General features: G+C 71.3%; 19 protein-coding genes. 10 read left to right on the top strand and 9 right to left on the bottom strand.

What is annotated here, in order from left to right:
• Window positions 1–118: 118 nt before the first annotated feature.
• From EOE48_RS08710 to EOE48_RS08690, 5 genes are all read right to left on the bottom strand, one after another.
• Entirely contained in the window at window positions 119–1753 is a 1635-nt protein-coding gene (locus tag EOE48_RS08710) for a porin (RefSeq protein WP_127728405.1), read from the bottom strand.
• 367 nt (window positions 1754–2120) lie between these two features.
• On the bottom strand, window positions 2121–3938 hold the full coding sequence (locus tag EOE48_RS08705) for an ABC-F family ATP-binding cassette domain-containing protein (protein ID WP_127728404.1): 1818 nt from the start codon (window positions 3936–3938) through the stop codon (window positions 2121–2123).
• Window positions 3939–3999: 61 nt separating this feature from the next.
• A complete protein-coding gene (locus tag EOE48_RS08700; protein WP_127728403.1) occupies window positions 4000–4203 on the bottom strand; it encodes a hypothetical protein in 204 nt (67 codons plus the stop codon).
• A gap of 51 nt (window positions 4204–4254) precedes the next feature.
• Window positions 4255–4569 carry a polyhydroxyalkanoic acid system family protein gene (locus tag EOE48_RS08695; RefSeq protein WP_127728402.1) on the bottom strand — a complete coding sequence of 105 codons (315 nt, stop codon included), beginning with the start codon at window positions 4567–4569 and terminating at the stop codon, window positions 4255–4257.
• 116 nt (window positions 4570–4685) lie between these two features.
• Window positions 4686–5060 carry a septal ring lytic transglycosylase RlpA family protein gene (locus EOE48_RS08690; RefSeq protein ID WP_127728401.1) on the bottom strand — a complete coding sequence of 125 codons (375 nt, stop codon included), beginning with the start codon at window positions 5058–5060 and terminating at the stop codon, window positions 4686–4688.
• Window positions 5061–5501: 441 nt separating this feature from the next.
• On the opposite strand from EOE48_RS08690, the gene EOE48_RS08685 reads away from it, so the two are divergent.
• Window positions 5502–6689, top strand: coding sequence for a site-specific DNA-methyltransferase (locus EOE48_RS08685; RefSeq protein ID WP_127728400.1), 1188 nt, complete (start codon window positions 5502–5504; stop codon window positions 6687–6689).
• A gap of 62 nt (window positions 6690–6751) precedes the next feature.
• On the opposite strand, the gene EOE48_RS08680 is transcribed toward EOE48_RS08685, so the two are convergent.
• Together EOE48_RS08680 and mutY are read right to left on the bottom strand one after the other, a co-directional pair.
• Complete coding sequence (locus tag EOE48_RS08680) at window positions 6752–6928, bottom strand: hypothetical protein (protein ID WP_246154048.1); 177 nt, start codon at window positions 6926–6928, stop codon at window positions 6752–6754.
• Between the two features lie 93 nt (window positions 6929–7021).
• Window positions 7022–8257: an A/G-specific adenine glycosylase gene (gene mutY, locus EOE48_RS08675; RefSeq protein WP_127728398.1), complete on the bottom strand. Its 1236-nt coding sequence runs from the start codon at window positions 8255–8257 to the stop codon at window positions 7022–7024.
• A gap of 102 nt (window positions 8258–8359) precedes the next feature.
• On the opposite strand from mutY, the gene EOE48_RS08670 reads away from it, so the two are divergent.
• The 8 genes from EOE48_RS08670 (at window position 8360) to EOE48_RS08635 (ending at window position 13145) form a co-directional block, all read left to right on the top strand.
• Window positions 8360–8848: a DUF721 domain-containing protein gene (locus EOE48_RS08670; protein ID WP_127728397.1), complete on the top strand. Its 489-nt coding sequence runs from the start codon at window positions 8360–8362 to the stop codon at window positions 8846–8848.
• 116 nt (window positions 8849–8964) lie between these two features.
• Window positions 8965–9609: a DsbA family protein gene (locus EOE48_RS08665; protein ID WP_127728396.1), complete on the top strand. Its 645-nt coding sequence runs from the start codon at window positions 8965–8967 to the stop codon at window positions 9607–9609.
• 259 nt (window positions 9610–9868) lie between these two features.
• Window positions 9869–10240 (top strand): AtpZ/AtpI family protein, encoded by a 372-nt coding sequence (locus EOE48_RS08660; protein WP_127728395.1) that lies wholly within the window; start codon window positions 9869–9871, stop codon window positions 10238–10240.
• A gap of 87 nt (window positions 10241–10327) precedes the next feature.
• The gene (locus tag EOE48_RS08655) at window positions 10328–11083 is read left to right on the top strand and encodes a F0F1 ATP synthase subunit A (protein ID WP_127728394.1); all 756 of its coding nucleotides are present in this window, start codon (window positions 10328–10330) and stop codon (window positions 11081–11083) included.
• Window positions 11084–11185: 102 nt separating this feature from the next.
• Entirely contained in the window at window positions 11186–11413 is a 228-nt protein-coding gene (locus tag EOE48_RS08650) for a F0F1 ATP synthase subunit C (RefSeq protein ID WP_127728393.1), read from the top strand.
• Window positions 11414–11596: 183 nt separating this feature from the next.
• On the top strand, window positions 11597–12160 hold the full coding sequence (locus EOE48_RS08645; protein WP_127728392.1) for a F0F1 ATP synthase subunit B: 564 nt from the start codon (window positions 11597–11599) through the stop codon (window positions 12158–12160).
• A gap of 25 nt (window positions 12161–12185) precedes the next feature.
• Window positions 12186–12671 carry a F0F1 ATP synthase subunit B family protein gene (locus EOE48_RS08640; protein WP_187371354.1) on the top strand — a complete coding sequence of 162 codons (486 nt, stop codon included), beginning with the start codon at window positions 12186–12188 and terminating at the stop codon, window positions 12669–12671.
• A gap of 216 nt (window positions 12672–12887) precedes the next feature.
• The gene (locus EOE48_RS08635; protein ID WP_127728390.1) at window positions 12888–13145 is read left to right on the top strand and encodes a DUF6894 family protein; all 258 of its coding nucleotides are present in this window, start codon (window positions 12888–12890) and stop codon (window positions 13143–13145) included.
• A 137-nt stretch (window positions 13146–13282) separates the two neighbouring features.
• Here EOE48_RS08635 and EOE48_RS08630 read toward each other — a convergent pair whose 3' ends face one another.
• Window positions 13283–14047 (bottom strand): alpha/beta fold hydrolase, encoded by a 765-nt coding sequence (locus tag EOE48_RS08630; protein WP_127728389.1) that lies wholly within the window; start codon window positions 14045–14047, stop codon window positions 13283–13285.
• A gap of 172 nt (window positions 14048–14219) precedes the next feature.
• Between EOE48_RS08630 and EOE48_RS08625 the strand changes: the two genes are divergently transcribed.
• Window positions 14220–15053, top strand: a complete 834-nt coding sequence (locus EOE48_RS08625) for an FkbM family methyltransferase (RefSeq protein ID WP_127728388.1) — start codon at window positions 14220–14222, stop codon at window positions 15051–15053.
• A 168-nt stretch (window positions 15054–15221) separates the two neighbouring features.
• On the opposite strand, the gene EOE48_RS08620 is transcribed toward EOE48_RS08625, so the two are convergent.
• Complete coding sequence (locus tag EOE48_RS08620) at window positions 15222–16307, bottom strand: D-alanine--D-alanine ligase family protein (protein WP_127728387.1); 1086 nt, start codon at window positions 16305–16307, stop codon at window positions 15222–15224.
• Between the last annotated feature and the right edge of the window lie 41 nt (window positions 16308–16348).

Raw genomic sequence — 16348 nt, 5'->3', positions numbered from 1 at the left:
AACGATCATCGTGCCGTTTCCGGCATCCTCATGGCAGGCGGCGTCCGGCGAGGCCCCCGACAGCAAAAAGGGCCCCGGCGATGCCGGGGCCCCGTTCAGGCGCGCGATGGCAAGCGACTTAGAAGTCGCGCTGCACGCGCATACGGACCTGGAACGTGTCCGCGTAGTTGGTGGTGGCGAGCACCGCACCGGCCGCCGTGACCGGTTGGCCGTTGGCGTTCACGCCGGCCGCCAGAGCCGCCGTGGCGCCCTTGTTGGCGTCGAACACGCGACCGTTCTTGATGTCGACGCGGTTGTAGAGACCCTCGACGCCGATATCGAGGTCCTTCACCGGCGACCAGATCAGGCTCGCGCCGGCGACGATCTGGCTGGTGTCGCGCAGGGCCGGGCTGAACAGGAACGAGGCGTTGCTGTTGACCGGGTTGCCGAGGCCGTTGAAGTTCAGGCCGCCCAGCAGGTTGCGCGAGGTCGAGCCGAACGACATCTCGCCGTAGCTGCCGATGATCGCCGAGCGCCACTCGGGCGTCCAGTAGTGCAGGTACGAACCGACCACCGTCCAGCTGGTCGACAGCTCCATCTTGCCGGTCAGCGGGTTGACCGCCGCGTCGGTGAAGAAGGTGCCGAAGGCCGCACCCGGCGCGTTGCCGGCGCTGGCGGTGTAGGTGCCGATGTACTGGGAGTAGCCAGTGTAGAGCTGGGCGCCCTCGCCGTACGAGCCCTGCAGGTACAGGGTGTCGCCCGGGGCGATGAACGGCATGTTGATCTTCACGCCGGCCTGCACGGCCCAGCCGTACTCCGAGTTCACCCGCGGCGCGATCGCCGAACCGGCCGGCAGCGCGACACCGTTGAAGCCGAGGACCGACGCGGCGTTGCCGGCGTTCAGCTCGTGGACGGCGGCCGACAGCTGGGCCGAGCCCCAGGCCGAGTCGTAGCGCAGGACGCCGACGAAGTCGGGCATGCGCGAGGTCTGGCGCAGGTCGTAGAAAGCCTCGCCGACCACGGCGCCGGCCGGGTTGGTGGCCAGGACCGGGCTGAGGTTGCCGTTGTTGCCGAACACGATGAACTGGCTGGCGAGGTTACCAGCCACCGCGGTGCCGAACAGCGGGTTCTTGCGGAAGTTCGGATCTTCGACCGACAGCGTGGCCGAGAAACCGTTGCCGAAGGTGGCGGTGTAGGCGAGCAGGTTGGTCGAGGCGACGTCGGAACCCAGCGAGGTGCCGATCATCTCGAAGTCGTGGGCGTAGAAGTCGTAGAACGACGCCGCACGACCGGCGGTGAGGCCGGCGAACTGGATGAACGCCTTGTCGACGTTCACGTATTGCTGCACGCGGTTGAAGGTGTCGACGCCGGTCGCCGAGAAGGCGTTGCCGTTGCGCTCCTGCGTACCCGACTTGAGGTAGGCGCCGGTGCGGGAGGCGAGCTCGAAGCGGACGAAGGCGCGCAGGGTGCCGTAGGCGGTCTGCGTGCGGGCATCGAGGTTGAGGCGGCCGAGGCCGCGGTAACCCATCAGGTCGCCGCTGTTGGCGTTGCGGGTGTAGCCCTGGGAATAGGTGGCTTCGAACCGGGCGCGGCCGGAGACGCGCAGGCAGGTGTCGGTGCCGGGAATGTAGAAGAAGCCGGCCCCATAGGCCGAGCAGACACGCACGTACTCAACAGGAGCCGCCTTCTTGATCGGCAGATCGGCAGCATTCGCCCCTGCCACCACGGTCAGGCCGGCAGCCGAACCCAGCAGAAGGCTCTTCACGAGCTTCATCGAGACCTCCAAAGTTTCGAGACCCTTTGGGGTGATCGGCTGCGCCTCGGCGATCCTCGCGGACCGTGAACCACGCCAGTCTTATCCCCTCCGGTCCGGACGTCCCGATTTTCGGGTATCGGCCGAACCGCCTCCGGGTTGTCCCCGGTGCAGAGACACCATGTGCGAGGCGGGCCGGTCGATCAACATCGATCAGCGGAGTCGGGGGCCCACCGCAAGGCTTTGGATAGGATTGTTGCAACCGGGCAACGAAGTCTTGACCCTGCGGATGCTGGCGATTTGTGGATCGGACGTCGTCCACGGGGCCGCCGGCGCAAGTCGTGGGCCGCCGCGATGCGGCGCTCGAACCGCCGCCGGCCGGCGCGCCTCAGCCGCCGAGTTCCTCGCGCAGCATCTCGAGGGTCAGCCAGCGCTCCTCGGCCGCGGCGAGGTCGGCCTCGGTCGTCGCCAGCGTGGTCGAGACCTTGGCGAAGCGAGCGGGATCGCGGGCGTAGAGGCCGGGGTCGTCGAGGGCGGCGCGCAGCTTGGCGGCGTTGGCCGAGAGGGTGTCGATCCGGCCCGGCAGTGTCTTCAGCTCGTGCTGCTCCTGGAAGCCGAGCTTGCGCCGCGGGGCGGCGTCCTCGCGGCGCGGGGGCTTCGCGCCCTGGCGCGGCTCCGGCCTGGGCGCGCCCGCGACCGTGCGGGCCTGCACCCCGGCGCCGCGCTGGGCGACCATGTCGCTGTAGCCGCCGGCGAAGGCGGTCCAGCGCCCCTCCCCTTCCGCGATCAGGACGGTGTCGACCACCCGGTCGAGGAAGTCGCGGTCGTGGCTCACCAGGATCAGGGTCGCGGAGGACTCGCCGAGCATCTCCTGGAGCAGGTCGAGGGTTTCGAGGTCGAGGTCGTTGGTCGGCTCGTCGAGCACCAGGAGGTTGGCCGGGCGGGCGAGCGCGCGGGCGATCAGCAGGCGGTTGCGCTCGCCGCCCGACAGCACCCCGACCGGCGTGCGCGCCTGCTCGGGGGCGAACAGGAAGTCCTTCATGTAGCCGACGACGTGGCGGCTCTGGCCGCCGACCGTGACGCTGTCGCTGCCGCCGCCGGTGAGCACGTCGGCCACGGTCTGCGCGGGGTCGAGGTCGGCCCGGCGCTGGTCGATGAGGTTGAGGGTGACGTTGGCGCCCAGCCGGATCTCGCCCGAATCGGGCGCGAGCCGGCCGGTGAGCAGGTTGACCAGGGTGGTCTTGCCGGCGCCGTTGGCGCCGACGATGCCGAGGCGGTCGCCGCGGGCGATGCGCAGGGACAGGTCGCGCACGATCGGGCGCTCGTCGTAGCTCTTGGCGGCGTCGCGGGCCTCGACCACGAGGGTGCCGGACGCGTCGGCCTCGCCCGAAGACAGGCTGACGCTGCCGACCGGGCCGCGATGCTCCTTGCGCTGGCGGCGCAGGTCGTGCAGCCCGGCCAGCCGCTTGACGTTGCGCTTGCGCCGGGCAGTGACGCCGTAGCGCAGCCAGTCCTCCTCGGCGGCGATCTTGCGGTCGAGCTTGTGGCGGTCGCGCTCCTCCTCCTCGAAGAACGCGTCGCGCCAGCCCTCGAAGGCGGAGAAGCCCTGCTCGATCCGGCGGGTGACGCCGCGGTCGAGCCACACGGTCGCCCGCGACAAAGCCTGGAGGAAGCGGCGGTCGTGGCTGATGAGGACCAGGGCGGCGCGGCTGCCCTTCAGCTCGGCCTCCAGCCACTCGATCGCCGGCAGGTCGAGATGGTTGGTCGGCTCGTCGAGCAGGAGGATGTCGGGCTCCGGCGCGAGCGCCTGGGCCAGGGCGGCCCGGCGCGACTCGCCGCCCGACATCCGGGCCGGGTCCTCGTCGCCGGTCAGCCCGAGACTCTCCAGCAGGTAGCGCGCCCGGTAGGCGTCGTCGCCCGGGCCGAGGCCGGCCTCGACGAAGGACAGGGCGGTGGCGTGGCCGGAGAAGTCGGGTTCCTGGGCGAGATAGCGGATCGTGGCGCCGGGCTGGACGAAGCGGCGGCCGCGGTCGGGCTCGACGAGGCCGGCGGCGATGCGCAGCAGCGTCGACTTGCCCGAGCCGTTGCGGCCGACGAGGCAGGTCCGATCGCCGGGGGCGATGGCGAGGTCGGCCCCGACGATCAGGGGGGTGCCGCCGAAGGTGAGGGCGACGTCTTGCAGGGTGAGGAGCGGGGGAGCGGCCATGGGGCCGGCTTATGGCAGGCCCCGGGCGGGACGCAAAACCCGCCCGGACCCCGCATCGCCGCTACATCGTCGGGTTGGCCGGGCCCGTCGGCGACGGGTCGGGGGTGATCGCCGGCGACTGGCCGGGATCGTTGACCGGGATCTCGACCGGACGCTCGCCGGGGGCCTCGCTCGGCACGTCCGCCGGGCCGGTCGGGGGCTCGGGCGGCTGCACCGGCGGGACCGGGTCGTAGGGCTGGTCCGGAACCGGGCCTGGATTGGACATGGGGACACCTCTCGCGTGTCCCACCGTAACCGGGCCCGACGGATGCGGTTCCTACTTCTTCGTCAGGAGCTTGGTGCCGTTGGTGTCGATCAGCGCCCGCACCTTGCCGGCGAACAGCGACAGCAGCATCGGCATCCGCACCTCGACGCGGACCGAATCCTCGTCGACGTCGATCTGGCCGTCGACGTTCTGGTTCATGGCGCCGACGAGGAAGTTGAGCTGGTCGCCCTGCCACGTCGCCTCCGCCATGCGGATGCCGGCCTTGCCGAGCAGCTCCTGGGCCGAGCCGAGGCCGGTCTCGAGGCGACGGCGCGCCTCGGCCCGGCCGAGCTGGTGGGGAATCACGACGACCAGGGGCTTCACCATCGCTTCCGAGACTCCCTGCGGTCCCCGCGCGGATCGGCGGGCGCGCGTCGGGTTACCTAATCAGCGCGATGGCGAGGCGGAAGTGTCGCGGGCCGACTTTCCGCGGTGGACGGACCCTACTCGACCACGGTCAGGGCGACGCGGCTGATCCCGCTCATGCCGATGGCGCGGGCGGAACCGCGGCTGAGGTCGATGATGCGGCCATGGGCGAAGGGTCCGCGATCGTTGATGCGCACGACGACGGCGCGTCCGTTGGTCTGGTTCACGACCCGCACCCGGGTGCCGAAGGGCAGGCTGCGGTGGGCGGCGGTGAGACCGTTCGGATTGAAGCGCTCGCCATTGGCCGTGCGTGAGCCGGATGCATACCAGGAGGCCCGGCCGTCCTGGGCGTGCGCCGCGGACACGTCACCGAAATCGAGCGTCCCGGCCAGAGCCAGACCGCACCCGAGACCCACCGCAACCGACCGGCGCACAGACTTCGTGCCAATCATCCCGACATCCCTTGTCATTGCTGTCGGGATGGCAAATCGAGGCCGAACAGGACGAAAATGTGACCACCGGCACGGGACGACGAGCGGCCCCATTGCCGCCCGATATCCTACCCGATCGTTAAGATGTGAGGCACAAAGACTTGCGAAGGTGAGTTTTCGTCGGCTCGTCTTGCGCGACCGCGGACGGAGCGCGGAACATCAGCATCCGCAAGTCGCGCCGGCCGTGGGCTCGCGGGGCGGTGGCGTCGGGTTCCCGCCCAGCATCGCATGCGTGCCCTGCACTGCGTGCAGAGCATGGCGGGACCTGTCGCGGGGAGCCGGTCGAGGGAGCCCGGCAAAAACTGCAGCCCCAAATCGAGACGTGAAATGTTTCCGGGGGCAACCCGGCCTTTACCGTAACCGGGTCATGGTCTGCCGGTCAGTCGCGTAACGGTGTTTGCCATGGCTTCCCTGCGTACCGCGGTCGCCGGCGCCGCCGCCCGGAAACAAGTCTCGCGTCCCGGGCGGGCAGCGTCGGCGCCGCGGATGGGTCTCGTCCCGTCCACCCAGCGCCTTCCCCTCGACGAGGTCATCGTCGGCGACTGCCTCGCGGCGCTCGACCGGCTTCCGCCGGCGAGCGTCGACCTCGTCTTCGCGGATCCGCCCTACAACCTCCAGCTCGGCGAGGGCTCGCTGCTGCGCCCCGACCAGAGCGCCGTCGACGCGGTCGACGACGACTGGGACCAGTTCGCCAGCTTCGAGGCCTACGACACCTTCACCCGGGCCTGGCTCACGGCGTGCCGGCGGGTGATGAAGCCGACCGCGACCCTCTGGGTGATCGGGTCGTACCACAACATCTTCCGGGTCGGGAGCGCGTTGCAGGATCTTGGTTTCTGGATCCTGAACGACATCGTGTGGCGCAAGGCCAACCCGATGCCGAACTTCCGCGGCAAGCGCTTCACCAACGCCCACGAGACCCTGATCTGGGCCTCGCGCTCGCCGCAGAAGGGCTACACCTTCCACTACGAGGCGCTGAAGGGGGGCAACGAGGACCTCCAGATGCGCTCGGACTGGTTCATCCCGCTCTGCACCGGCGAGGAGCGGCTGAAGGGCTCCGACGGACGCAAGGTCCACCCGACGCAGAAGCCCGAGGCGCTGGTCGCCCGCACCCTGCTCTCGGCCTCGAATCCCGGCGACGTGGTGCTCGACCCGTTCTTCGGCACCGGCACGACCGGGGCGGTGGCCAGGCGCCTCGGCCGGCGCTTCATCGGTATCGAGCGCGAGGAGACCTACGCCGCGGCGGCGCGGGCGCGGATCGCCGCCGTCGAGCCGCTCTCGACCGCCGCCCTCCTCACCGCCCCGACGAAGCGCGCCGAGCCGCGGGTGCCGTTCCTGAGCGTGATCGAGGCCGGCCACGTCCGCCCCGGCGAGACGCTGACCGACGAACGCCGGCGCTTCAAGGCGCTGGTGCGCCCGGACGGCACCCTCGCGGCCGGCCCGGCCACCGGCTCGATCCACAAGATCGGCGCCCTCGTCCAGGGCTTCCCGGCCTGCAACGGCTGGACGTTCTGGCACGTCGAGCGCGCCGGCAAGCTGGTCTGCATCGACGATTTTCGCGGGACGATGCGGGCGGGGATGCGCTCGGCCTGAGGCGGGGCGTGGCCGCCATATAAGATGGCACCGACCCTCCGGGCTCGATCGCGATACGCAGGCTACGCACGGCCACGTTCGGTCCGAGCCGCGGCGAACAGGACCGTCAAGTTCCTCTCGACCTCATCGAGGCTGAGCGCGGGACGGGGATCGTCCAGCGAGCGGCGGATGCGGGCGCGAACGAGATCGAGACGCTTCGCATCCTCGTCGCGCACGGCGCGGAATGGCTTCGTGGTCATGCCGATGCCGATCCTCTGCACGGGCCACACCGCTCGGCCTCGCTCCGATGTCCGTGACGGTCGCACGCGCTACGGCCGGCCGCCTCTTCACGCTCACCGCCCCTTCGGCCGCCCGCGCCCGGTGGTCTTGACCACCGGCGCCGCGGCGGCCGGGCGGCGCGACAGCACCTTCGGGACCGGCGCGCGCCGGGGCGGCGGCTCGGCGGGGGCCGGGGTCGCGAGGTCGGGCGGCGGCTCGGGGGCGGCCGGCGCCGCCGCGGCGAGCCGCGTGTCGAGGGCGTGGGCCAGCACCTTCTTCATCGCGCCGGGCAGCGGCTCGGCGGCGAGGTCGGCGGCCGGGGTGAACCGCATGCCCTCGGGCGCCGGCGTGCCGGCGGCGACGCGGGCGTGAAACACCGTGAGTTCGAGGGGGAAGTGGGTGAAGACGTGGCGCACGATGCCGGGCAGGCGCTTCCAGCGCGCGTCGAGGGGCGCGTCGAGGAGGGCGCGGGCCGGGTCGTAATCGGGCAGCCACGGGCTCGTCGGCGGCTCGGCCATCGAGCCGAGCAGCCCCTCGGGCGGGCGGGTGCGCAGCAAGACCGCCCCGTCGCCGGCCCGCACCGCCACGAAGGCGGCGCCGCGGCGCAACTGGCCCGGCACCTTCTTCACCTTGCGCGGAAACGTCTCCTGCAACCCCTCGGCCCGGGCGCGGCACGGCCGCATCCACGGGCACAGGGCGCAGGCCGGGCGCTTCGGGGTGCACAGGGTGGCGCCGAGATCCATCACGGCTTGCGCGAAGTCGCCCGGGCGCTCGCGCGGCACCAGCGTCTCGGCGAGGCGGCGGATCTCGGGCCGGGCGGCGGGGATCGGGGTCTCGATCGCGAACAGGCGCGACACCACCCGCTCGACGTTGCCGTCCACCGCCGCCGCCGGCCGGTCGAAGGCGATCGCCGCGATCGCGCCGGCCGTGTAGGCGCCGATGCCCGGCAGCCGGCGCAGGCCCTCGACGGTGTCGGGGAAGCCCCCGGCCGCCGCCACCGCACGGGCGCAGGCGTGCAGGTTTCGGGCGCGGGAATAGTAGCCGAGGCCGGCCCAGGCGCTCATCACCGCCTCCTCGGGCGCCGCCGCGAGGTCGGCGACGGTCGGGAACCGGGCGAGGAACTTTTCGAAGTACGGCTTCACCGCCGCGACGGTGGTCTGCTGGAGCATCACCTCCGACAGCCAGACCCGGTACGGGTCGGGCGCGACGCCGGGCAGCGCGCGCCAGGGCAACACCCGGCGGTGACGGTCGTACCAGTCGAGGAGATCGGCCGCCTCGGGCTTTGAGCGTGGCGGTTCGGGCGCTACCATGGCGGCCCGATTACTTGGTTTTCGCCGGCCTTGGGAGCGGCCCCGCCGGGGATTTTCCGGCGAGGCGCCACGAGGCGCCGGCAGCGTGGCGGCGTGGAGACGATGGCGCGGGTCAAGCCCCTCAGCGAACTCATCGAGCGGTCCCTCGGCCCGGTCTTCGCCGCGCAGGGCTTCGCCTCGACCGACATCATCGCGTCGTGGCCCGACATCGTCGGCGAGCGACTCGCCCGGGCCTGCCAGCCGGAGAAGCTCGACTGGCCGCGCCGGCGCGCGACCCAGGAGCGCGGCCGGCCCGCCCCCGGCACCCTGATCGTGCGGGTCGACGGCGCCTTCGCGCTCGAGTTGCAGCACCTCGCCCCGCAGGTGATCGAGCGCATCAACCGCCATTACGGCTGGGCCTGCGTCGGCAGGATCAGCCTGCGCCAGGACCGCATCGCCCGGCCGGGGCCGCGCAAGCCCGCGCCGCCGCCCCTCGACCCGCTGCGGCGGGGCGAGGTGGCGCTCGCGGTCTCCCGCGTCGGCGAGGACGGGTTGCGCGACGCCCTCGACCGGCTCGGGATCGCGGTGCTGAGCGCCCGGCGCGGGGCGTGAGCGGAGCCGGCTTACGACCGACCGCTTGAGCCCGCGGCGGGGCGTCGGCTTGCCACGAGGCGGCCGGGATTCTACCGCAGGCGTCATCGGATGAAGCCCAGAGCGGAGGACGCCCCATGATGACCCGGCGCGATGCACTGACACTCGGCGGCGCGGCGGCCGCGGCGGGCCTGCTCCTGCCCGGTCTCACGGTTCCGGCCCTGGCCCAGGGCCCCTCCGTCGAGGGGCTGATGCAGCCCGGCCCCCTCGGCGACGCCTGGCTCGGCCCGGCCGACGCCAAGGTGACGATCATCGAGTACGCCTCGATGACCTGCTCGCACTGCGCAGCCTTCCACAAGACCACCTGGCCGGCGCTGAAGTCGCGCTGGATCGACACCGGCAAGGTGCGGTTCACCCTGCGCGAGTTCCCCCTCGACCCGCTCGCCACCGCCGCCTTCATGCTGGCCCGCTCCGACGACGGCGCGCGCTACTACCCGATCACCGACATGCTGTTCGACCAGCAGGCGAACTGGGCCTTCGTGCCCAAGCCCCTCGATGCCCTCGAGCAGATGATGCGGCAGGCCGGCTTCTCGAAGGAGCGGTTCGAGGCGGTGCTCAAGGACCAGAAGCTCTACGACGGCGTCAACACCGTGAAGGAGCGGGCGATGACGACCTACAAGGTCAACGCCACCCCGACCTTCTTCATCAATGGCCAAAAGTATTCCGGCGAGATGACGATCGACGGCCTGGAGAAGGTCATCAAGCCGATCGTCGGCGCGTAGTCCCGGTCCGCTCCAGCTCCCCGAGGCTCCCGTCGCCGCGCCGCCGGCTCCGGGAGCCTCGTCGCGTCCGGCGGGCAGGATCGCCCGGAGCCGCCGGCCGCGCGGGGGCGGGCGGCGCGAAACGGCTAAATATCCAATTTCGCCAGCAACTTAGCGGAACCCGGGGTCGCCTTGACTCCCAAGATGGGCGAAACTATGGTGCGCCGCGCTTGAGGGGCCCGGATCGGATCTCTTCGTCTCATCCCAGCGAGGTTTCGCCATGACCGGCAACGACCCGCGGGGTGACGACGGCACCGATCGGAACCCCGACAGCGATCTCTCCGCGAGGCTCAAGCGTCTCGAAATGCAGATCGACCGGCAGCGGCCCCCCGCCTCCGGCCCGGTCGCGCGTGACGGGACGCCCGGCGAACCCTCCTCCCTCGGCCGCGCCCTGCGTCTCTCGACGGAGTTCGTGGCCGGCGTGCTGGCGGGCGGCATCCTCGGCTGGGCCTGCGACCGGTATCTCGGGACGAAACCCTGGGGGCTGATCGTGCTGCTCGTGCTCGGATTCGGCGCCGGAATCTACAATGTCATGCGGGTGTCCGGGTTTTTTTCGGCCCCCGGGACGCAGAAAGACCGGGCGGGGACTTGATCATCCGGTGGATGCCGTGCATCCGCCAGCGCGAACCAGGCGGCGGAGGGGCTCCGCGGCGCCAACGAGATGAGGGGCGGGACCGGCATGGCCGTCAAGATGGATCCGATCCACCAGTTCGAGCTGAAGCCGCTGATCTCGTTCGGCCATATCGGCCATCAGGAAATCGCCTTCACCCAGTCGGCCCTGTACATGTTCGCCGCCGTCGGCGTGATCGCGCTGCTCACCATCGCGGCGACCAGCCGCCGCTCGCTGGTGCCCGGCCGCATGCAGACCATGGCCGAGACCTTCTACGAGTTCATCGCCTCGACCGTGCACCAGTCCGCCGGCCACGGCAGCGAGCGGTTCGTGCCGCTGGTGTTCTCGCTGTTCATGTTCGTGCTGGTCTGCAACCTGTTCGGCATGATCCCCTACACCTTCACGGTGACGAGCCACATCATCGTGACCTTCATGCTCGCCCTGGTGGTGATCCTGACGGTGGTGATCTACGGCTTCATGGCCCACGGCACCCACTTCCTCGGCCTGTTCGTGCCCCCCGGCGTCCCCGGCTGGCTCAAGCCGCTGATCGTCGTGATCGAGGTGGTGTCGTTCATCTCGCGGCCGATCAGCCTCTCGGTGCGTCTGTTCGCCAACATGCTGGCCGGCCACATCGCGCTCAAGATCTTCGCGGGCTTCGTGCCGGCGCTGCTCGCCGCCGGCGTCTGGGGCATCCTGTCGCCGCTGCCGCTCGCCCTGTCGGTCGCCGTCACCGCCCTCGAGATGCTGGTCGCGGTGCTGCAGGCCTACGTCTTCGCGACGCTGACCTCGATCTACCTCAGCGACGCGCTGCATCCGGGCCACTGAGCCGCGCTCGTCCCGGGCACCAGAAAAGTTTCCCACCCCGGTTCGCCGTGTCGCGGCCGGATCCCACCCGCCAGACGACTAGACGACCTTAGGAGCACTCTGATGGATCCCGTTGCTGCGAAGTACATCGGCGCCGGTCTCGCCTGCCTCGGCATGGCGGGCGCCGCCGTGGGCCTCGGCAACCTGTTCGGCCAGTTCTTCGCCGGCGCCCTGCGCAACCCCTCGGCGGCCGACGGCCAGCGCGCCAACCTGCTCCTCGGCTTCGCGCTGACGGAAGCGCTCGGCATCTTCTCGCTGCTCGTCGCGCTGCTGCTGCTGTTCGCGGTCTGATCTTCCGGTCCGGGACCCTCCCGGACCCGACGCGCGCATCGGTCGTCCCGGCCGGTGCGCGCTCTGCCGACCAGGGCCGAGCCGGGTGATCCCGGCGCCGTCCGAAACGGCGCCGACCAGACGAAGACCAGACCGGCCGGGCGCCAGAGGGCGCTCCGCCTCCCGCTCGAACCGGACGACACGATGGCGCAGTCCCACCCTCCCGCAGGCCAGACCGGTACTCTCATCGAGGAGCCCATGTCCGAGCACGGCGCCGGCTTTCCGCCGTTCAACAGCACCACCTACGCGTCCCAGATCCTCTGGCTCGCCCTCGCCTTCGGGCTGCTCTACTACCTGATGTCGCGCATCGCCCTGCCGCGCATCGCCGGAATCCTGCACGACCGCCAGTCGCGCCTGGCCGCCGACCTCGACGAGGCGAGCCGGATGAAGTCCGAGGCCGACGGCGCCCGCGAGACCTACGAGCGCTCGCTCAAGGAGGCGCAGGACAAGGCCAAGGGCATCGCCCAGTCCACCCGCGACCAGCTCGCCGGGGAAGCCGAGGAGCGTCGCAAGACCCTCGAAGCCGACCTCGCCGCCAAGCTCGCCGAATCCGACGCCGCCATCCGCAGCCGCACCGCGACCGCGATGGGCAACGTGCGCGAGATCGCCACCGACACCGCCGCCGCCATCGTCGAGCGCCTCACCGGGCAGAGCCCCGACCGCGCCGCGGTCGAGGCCGCCTACGACCGCGCGCGTCCGGTCCACTGAGACCCGCCTGAAGGATCACGTCATGCTGATGGAAGCGGAGTTCTGGGTCGCGGTCGCCTTTGTGGTGTTCGTCGCCATCGTGTGGAAGGTCGGGGGCTTCGACAAGCTCATCGAGGCGCTCGACCACCGCGGCGTCCGGGTGCGCAAGGAACTCGACGAGGCGCGGCGCCTGCGTGAGGAGGCGGCCTCCGTCCTCGCCGACTACAAGCGCCGCCGCGCCGCCGCCGAGAGCGAGGCCGCCGCGATCGTCGCGAGCGCCCGCGAGGAGGCCGAGCGCGCCGCCGCCGAGGGCCATGCCCGCCTGAACGAGTTCGTCGCCCGCCGCACCAAGGCCGCCGAGGCGAAGATCGCCCAGGCCGAGGCCCAGGCCGCCGCCGAGGTGCGCGCCGCCGCCGCCGACGCCGCGGTGCGGGTGTCCGAGACCATCCTGCGCGAGCGGATGAGCGGCGACGCCGCCCAGGACCTCGTCCGCCGCAGCCTCGGCGAGGTCCGCACCCGCCTGCGGGCCTGACCTCTCGCCCCACCCCGTTCGTGTCCGACGACGAAGCCGCCCCTCCGGGCGGCTTCTTTCGTTTGTGCGGTGCCGTACGAGGGGCGGAATACGCAGATCCGTCTCGCAGTCGCGAGATTACCCGCAATCGTTGCGATCCAAGGTTGTGCAATCGAGAATTGCGTGACAACGTTTAGGGAGTGTCCGTCGAGACAATCGTCCACTCAAGCCTTCGCCATGCCAATATATTACTTCCACTTCCAGCTCGGATCCCGGCTGATCCTGGACACGGAAGGAATTGCGCTGAACTGTCCGGCCGATGCCCTTGAACGGGCGACGCGGCTGGCGACCGACCTGCTGGCGGATCTCGACGCCCGGCCGTGCTGCCGCGACGGTGCGGTGGTGGTGGAGGACGAGCACCACCAGCAGATCCTGCGCGTGGCGATGACCAGCATCCGGGCCCGCCGCGAGCGGGCCCAGGCGTGGTTTCACTGATACGATTGTCGGACGATCAGTTCCGAAAATCGTATCACCAGCCCGCGCGGTGCTTGAGCGAAGCCGAAATCCGCATCGCGAAGGCGATCCGCCAGGATCGCCGAGCGATCAATCGGATTTCGTATGAGACATCGCGCTCACGGCCGGTCCGCCAGGAACGCGACCACCCCCTGCTTGTGGACCTTGTCGCCGACCGCGAGGTTGTGGTCGCGGTTGGGGATGTCGAGGGCGCGGGCGTTCGGCATCAGCGCGGCGAGGGCCGGGCCGGAGCCGGCGACGTCGTCGGTGGTGCCGACCGAGACCAGAACCGGCATCTCGATCCCCACCACCTCGGCCCGCGACAGGGTCTGGCGCGAGCCGCGCATGCAGGCGGCGAGGGCGCGCAGGTCGCTGCGGGTCTGCTCGGCGAAGATCCGGAACGAGCGCGCGACCGGATCGGCGATGACCTCGCTCGACGGCGCCTCCATCGCCTCCGGGATGCCGCTCGGCAGGCCCCGGCCCTCGACCAGATGGATGCCGAGCCCGCCGAGCAGGGCCGAGCGCACGCGGTCGGGCCGCAGCAGCGCGAGGTGGGCGGTGATCCGCGCGCCCATCGAGTAGCCCATCACGTCGGCGCGCGCGATGCCGAGATGGTCGAGCAGCCGCAGCGCGTCCTCGGCCATCACGTCGGAGGCGTAGGCCGCGGGGTCGTAGGGCTTGCCGCTGCGGCCGTGGCCGCGGTTGTCGAGGGCGACCACCCGGTGGCCGGCCCCGGTCAGGGTGCGGACCCAGCCGGTATTGACCCAGTTCACCGCGTGGTTTGAGGCGAAGCCGTGGATCAGCAGCACCGGATCCCCGGCCCCGTCCGCGGGCGCGGCGTCGAGATAGGCGATCGGGACGCCGGCGGAATCGAAGGTCTGCATCGGGGGACGTGCGCTCCGGGAGGTGCGGGACAGGGTCGCTGACTACCAGCCCGTGCCGCCGCGAGACAGGCCCGTCCGGTTGCGGCGGGCGCCCCGCGGTGGCATCAGGCGCGGGCCGGGGCCGCGGTGCGACCGCCGCCGGCCCGGCCCCCGGTCCTCACGAACCCCGCGCATGTCACAGACCCCGCCGCCCTTCGGCACCTACGCCCCGTCCGGCCTCGTCCGCTGGATCGTCGGGCAGACCCAGCGCCTGCCCGAGGAGGCGTGGAGCGGCCGCCGCCTCGCCCTGTTCCTGCGCCGCTGCGCCATCACCCTGCTCAAGGGCCGTCCCCTCGACGTCGAGCGCTACGGCGCGCGCATGCGGCTGCACCCCTACAACAACAACTGCGAGAAGAAGGTGCTGTTCACGCCGCAGTTCTTCGATGCGGCGGAGCGCCGGCTCCTCGCCGAGCGGCTCGGGCCGGACTGCGTCTTCCTCGACATCGGCGCCAATATCGGCGCCTACGCCCTGTTCGTCGCCGCCCTGGCGGGACCGGGAGCGCGGATCCTCGCGGTCGAGCCGCAGCCGGACGTGTTCGACAAGCTGACCTTCAACATCGCCCAGAACCCGTTCGGCACCGTGAAGGCGGTCGATTGCGCCATCGCCGACAAGACCGGCGAACTGACGCTGTTCGTCGACCCGCGCAACCGCGGCGAGTCGAGCCTCAAGGTCGTCGGCACGCAGGAGAACGCCGCGATCCGGGTGCCGGCCGTCACCCTGCTCGACCTCGTGCGCGGCGAGGGCATCACCCGCATCGACGCGATGAAGCTCGACGTCGAGGGCGCCGAGGACCTGATCCTCGACCCGTTCCTGCGCGAGGCGCCCCCGGCCCTGCGCCCGCGCCTGCTCGTGATCGAGGACGGCACCGACCTGTGGCAGACCGATCTCGCGGCGCTGCTGACCGGCTACGGCTACCGCCCCCTCGCCCGCACCCGGCTCAACCTGATCTTCGAGCGCGAGAGCTGACGCAGCCCGGACCGCCGCCTCATACGATTTTCGATTGATCGCTCGGCAATCCCTTGCGGTATCGCTTTCGCAATGCGGACATCGGCTTCGCTCAGGTGTGTGGAGCCTTCGGCTCCACCGCGCGGGCTGGTGATACGGTTTTACGGAACAAATCGTCTGAAAACCGTATCACACCAGCTCGGGCCGGCGCCGGTGCCGGGCGAGGGCGTGTCCGACCAGGGCGTCGATCAGCGCCGGGCCGGGCAGGCCGTCGGCGGCCCACAGCTTCGGGTACATGCTGATCGCGGTGAAGCCCGGCAGGGTGTTGACCTCGTTGAGGTAGATCGCGTCCGGCGCCGCCGGGTCGACGAAGAAGTCGACCCGCGCCAGCCCCTCGCAGCACAGGGCGTCGAAGCAGGCGAGCGCGAGGTCGCGGATCCGCCCGGCGGTCGCGGCCGGCAGCTCGGCCGGGATCAGCAGGCCGGCGCCGTCGGCATCGACGTACTTGGCGTCGTAGCTGTAGAAGCCGTGCTCGGGCGCCGGGGCGATCTCGCCGAGCACCGAGGCGCGCAGCTCGCCCTCGGCGGTCTCCAGCACCGCGCATTCGATCTCGCGGGCGCGCACGATGCTGCGCTCGACGAGGACCCGCTCGCCGTAGGCCGAGGCCGCCGCCACGGCGCGGGCGAAGGTCTCGGCGTCTCCGGCCGGGCCGACCCCGACCGAGGAGCCCATCCGGGCCGGCTTGACGAAGAGGTTCGGGGTGCCGAGCGCGGCCACCGCCTCGGCATAGGTCACCGGCCGGCGCGGCGTGACGGTGAGGAACGGCACCACCGGCAGGCCGGCGTCGCGCATCAGCCGCTTGGCGACGTCCTTGTCCATCGCCACCGCCGAGCCGGTCACCCCGGACCCGACATACGGCAGGCCGGCGAGGTCGAGCAGGCCCTGGATCGTGCCGTCCTCGCCGTTGGGGCCGTGCAGGACCGGCACCGCCACGTCGAGATGCGTCACCTCGCGGCCGTCGGCGTCGAGCAGGCGGCCGCCGCTGCCCGGGGCGAGGGAGACGACGCCGCCCAGCGAGGCCGCGATGACCGGGAAGTCGCCGGCCCCGGGGTTGCACAGCCGCCACACCCCGGTCTCGCGCTCGATGCGGATCGGCACGACCTCGTGGCGGGCCGGATCGAGAGCCCGGTGGACGTGCGCCGCCGACATGATCGAGACGTCGTGTTCCGGCGAACGGCCCCCGAACAGGAGCGCGGTTCTGAGGCGGGCGGCCATGGGGTCTTCCTCGGGGACGGGCCGGGGCGAATCGCCCCGCG

Origin of the sequence: Methylobacterium oryzihabitans (assembly GCF_004004555.2) — a bacterium.
Classification (GTDB): Bacteria; Pseudomonadota; Alphaproteobacteria; order Rhizobiales; family Beijerinckiaceae; genus Methylobacterium; species Methylobacterium oryzihabitans.
This window is presented reverse-complemented; position numbering and strand designations above follow the sequence as displayed.

Bases quoted from the DNA above. Each gene is read 5' to 3' on its own strand.
- EOE48_RS08710 (WP_127728405.1), bottom strand. From the start codon at position 1,753: ATGAAGCTCGTGAAGAGCCTTCTGCTGGGTTCGGCTGCCGGCCTGACC.
- EOE48_RS08705 (WP_127728404.1), bottom strand. From the start codon at position 3,938: ATGGCCGCTCCCCCGCTCCTCACCCTGCAAGACGTCGCCCTCACCTTC.
- EOE48_RS08700 (WP_127728403.1), bottom strand. From the start codon at position 4,203: ATGTCCAATCCAGGCCCGGTTCCGGACCAGCCCTACGACCCGGTCCCG.
- EOE48_RS08695 (WP_127728402.1), bottom strand. From the start codon at position 4,569: ATGGTGAAGCCCCTGGTCGTCGTGATTCCCCACCAGCTCGGCCGGGCC.
- EOE48_RS08690 (WP_127728401.1), bottom strand. From the start codon at position 5,060: ATGATTGGCACGAAGTCTGTGCGCCGGTCGGTTGCGGTGGGTCTCGGG.
- EOE48_RS08685 (WP_127728400.1), top strand. From the start codon at position 5,502: ATGGCTTCCCTGCGTACCGCGGTCGCCGGCGCCGCCGCCCGGAAACAA.
- EOE48_RS08680 (WP_246154048.1), bottom strand. From the start codon at position 6,928: ATGACCACGAAGCCATTCCGCGCCGTGCGCGACGAGGATGCGAAGCGT.
- mutY (WP_127728398.1), bottom strand. From the start codon at position 8,257: ATGGTAGCGCCCGAACCGCCACGCTCAAAGCCCGAGGCGGCCGATCTC.
- EOE48_RS08670 (WP_127728397.1), top strand. From the start codon at position 8,360: ATGGCGCGGGTCAAGCCCCTCAGCGAACTCATCGAGCGGTCCCTCGGC.
- EOE48_RS08665 (WP_127728396.1), top strand. From the start codon at position 8,965: ATGATGACCCGGCGCGATGCACTGACACTCGGCGGCGCGGCGGCCGCG.
- EOE48_RS08660 (WP_127728395.1), top strand. From the start codon at position 9,869: ATGACCGGCAACGACCCGCGGGGTGACGACGGCACCGATCGGAACCCC.
- EOE48_RS08655 (WP_127728394.1), top strand. From the start codon at position 10,328: ATGGCCGTCAAGATGGATCCGATCCACCAGTTCGAGCTGAAGCCGCTG.
- EOE48_RS08650 (WP_127728393.1), top strand. From the start codon at position 11,186: ATGGATCCCGTTGCTGCGAAGTACATCGGCGCCGGTCTCGCCTGCCTC.
- EOE48_RS08645 (WP_127728392.1), top strand. From the start codon at position 11,597: ATGGCGCAGTCCCACCCTCCCGCAGGCCAGACCGGTACTCTCATCGAG.
- EOE48_RS08635 (WP_127728390.1), top strand. From the start codon at position 12,888: ATGCCAATATATTACTTCCACTTCCAGCTCGGATCCCGGCTGATCCTG.
- EOE48_RS08630 (WP_127728389.1), bottom strand. From the start codon at position 14,047: ATGCAGACCTTCGATTCCGCCGGCGTCCCGATCGCCTATCTCGACGCC.
- EOE48_RS08625 (WP_127728388.1), top strand. From the start codon at position 14,220: ATGTCACAGACCCCGCCGCCCTTCGGCACCTACGCCCCGTCCGGCCTC.
- EOE48_RS08620 (WP_127728387.1), bottom strand. From the start codon at position 16,307: ATGGCCGCCCGCCTCAGAACCGCGCTCCTGTTCGGGGGCCGTTCGCCG.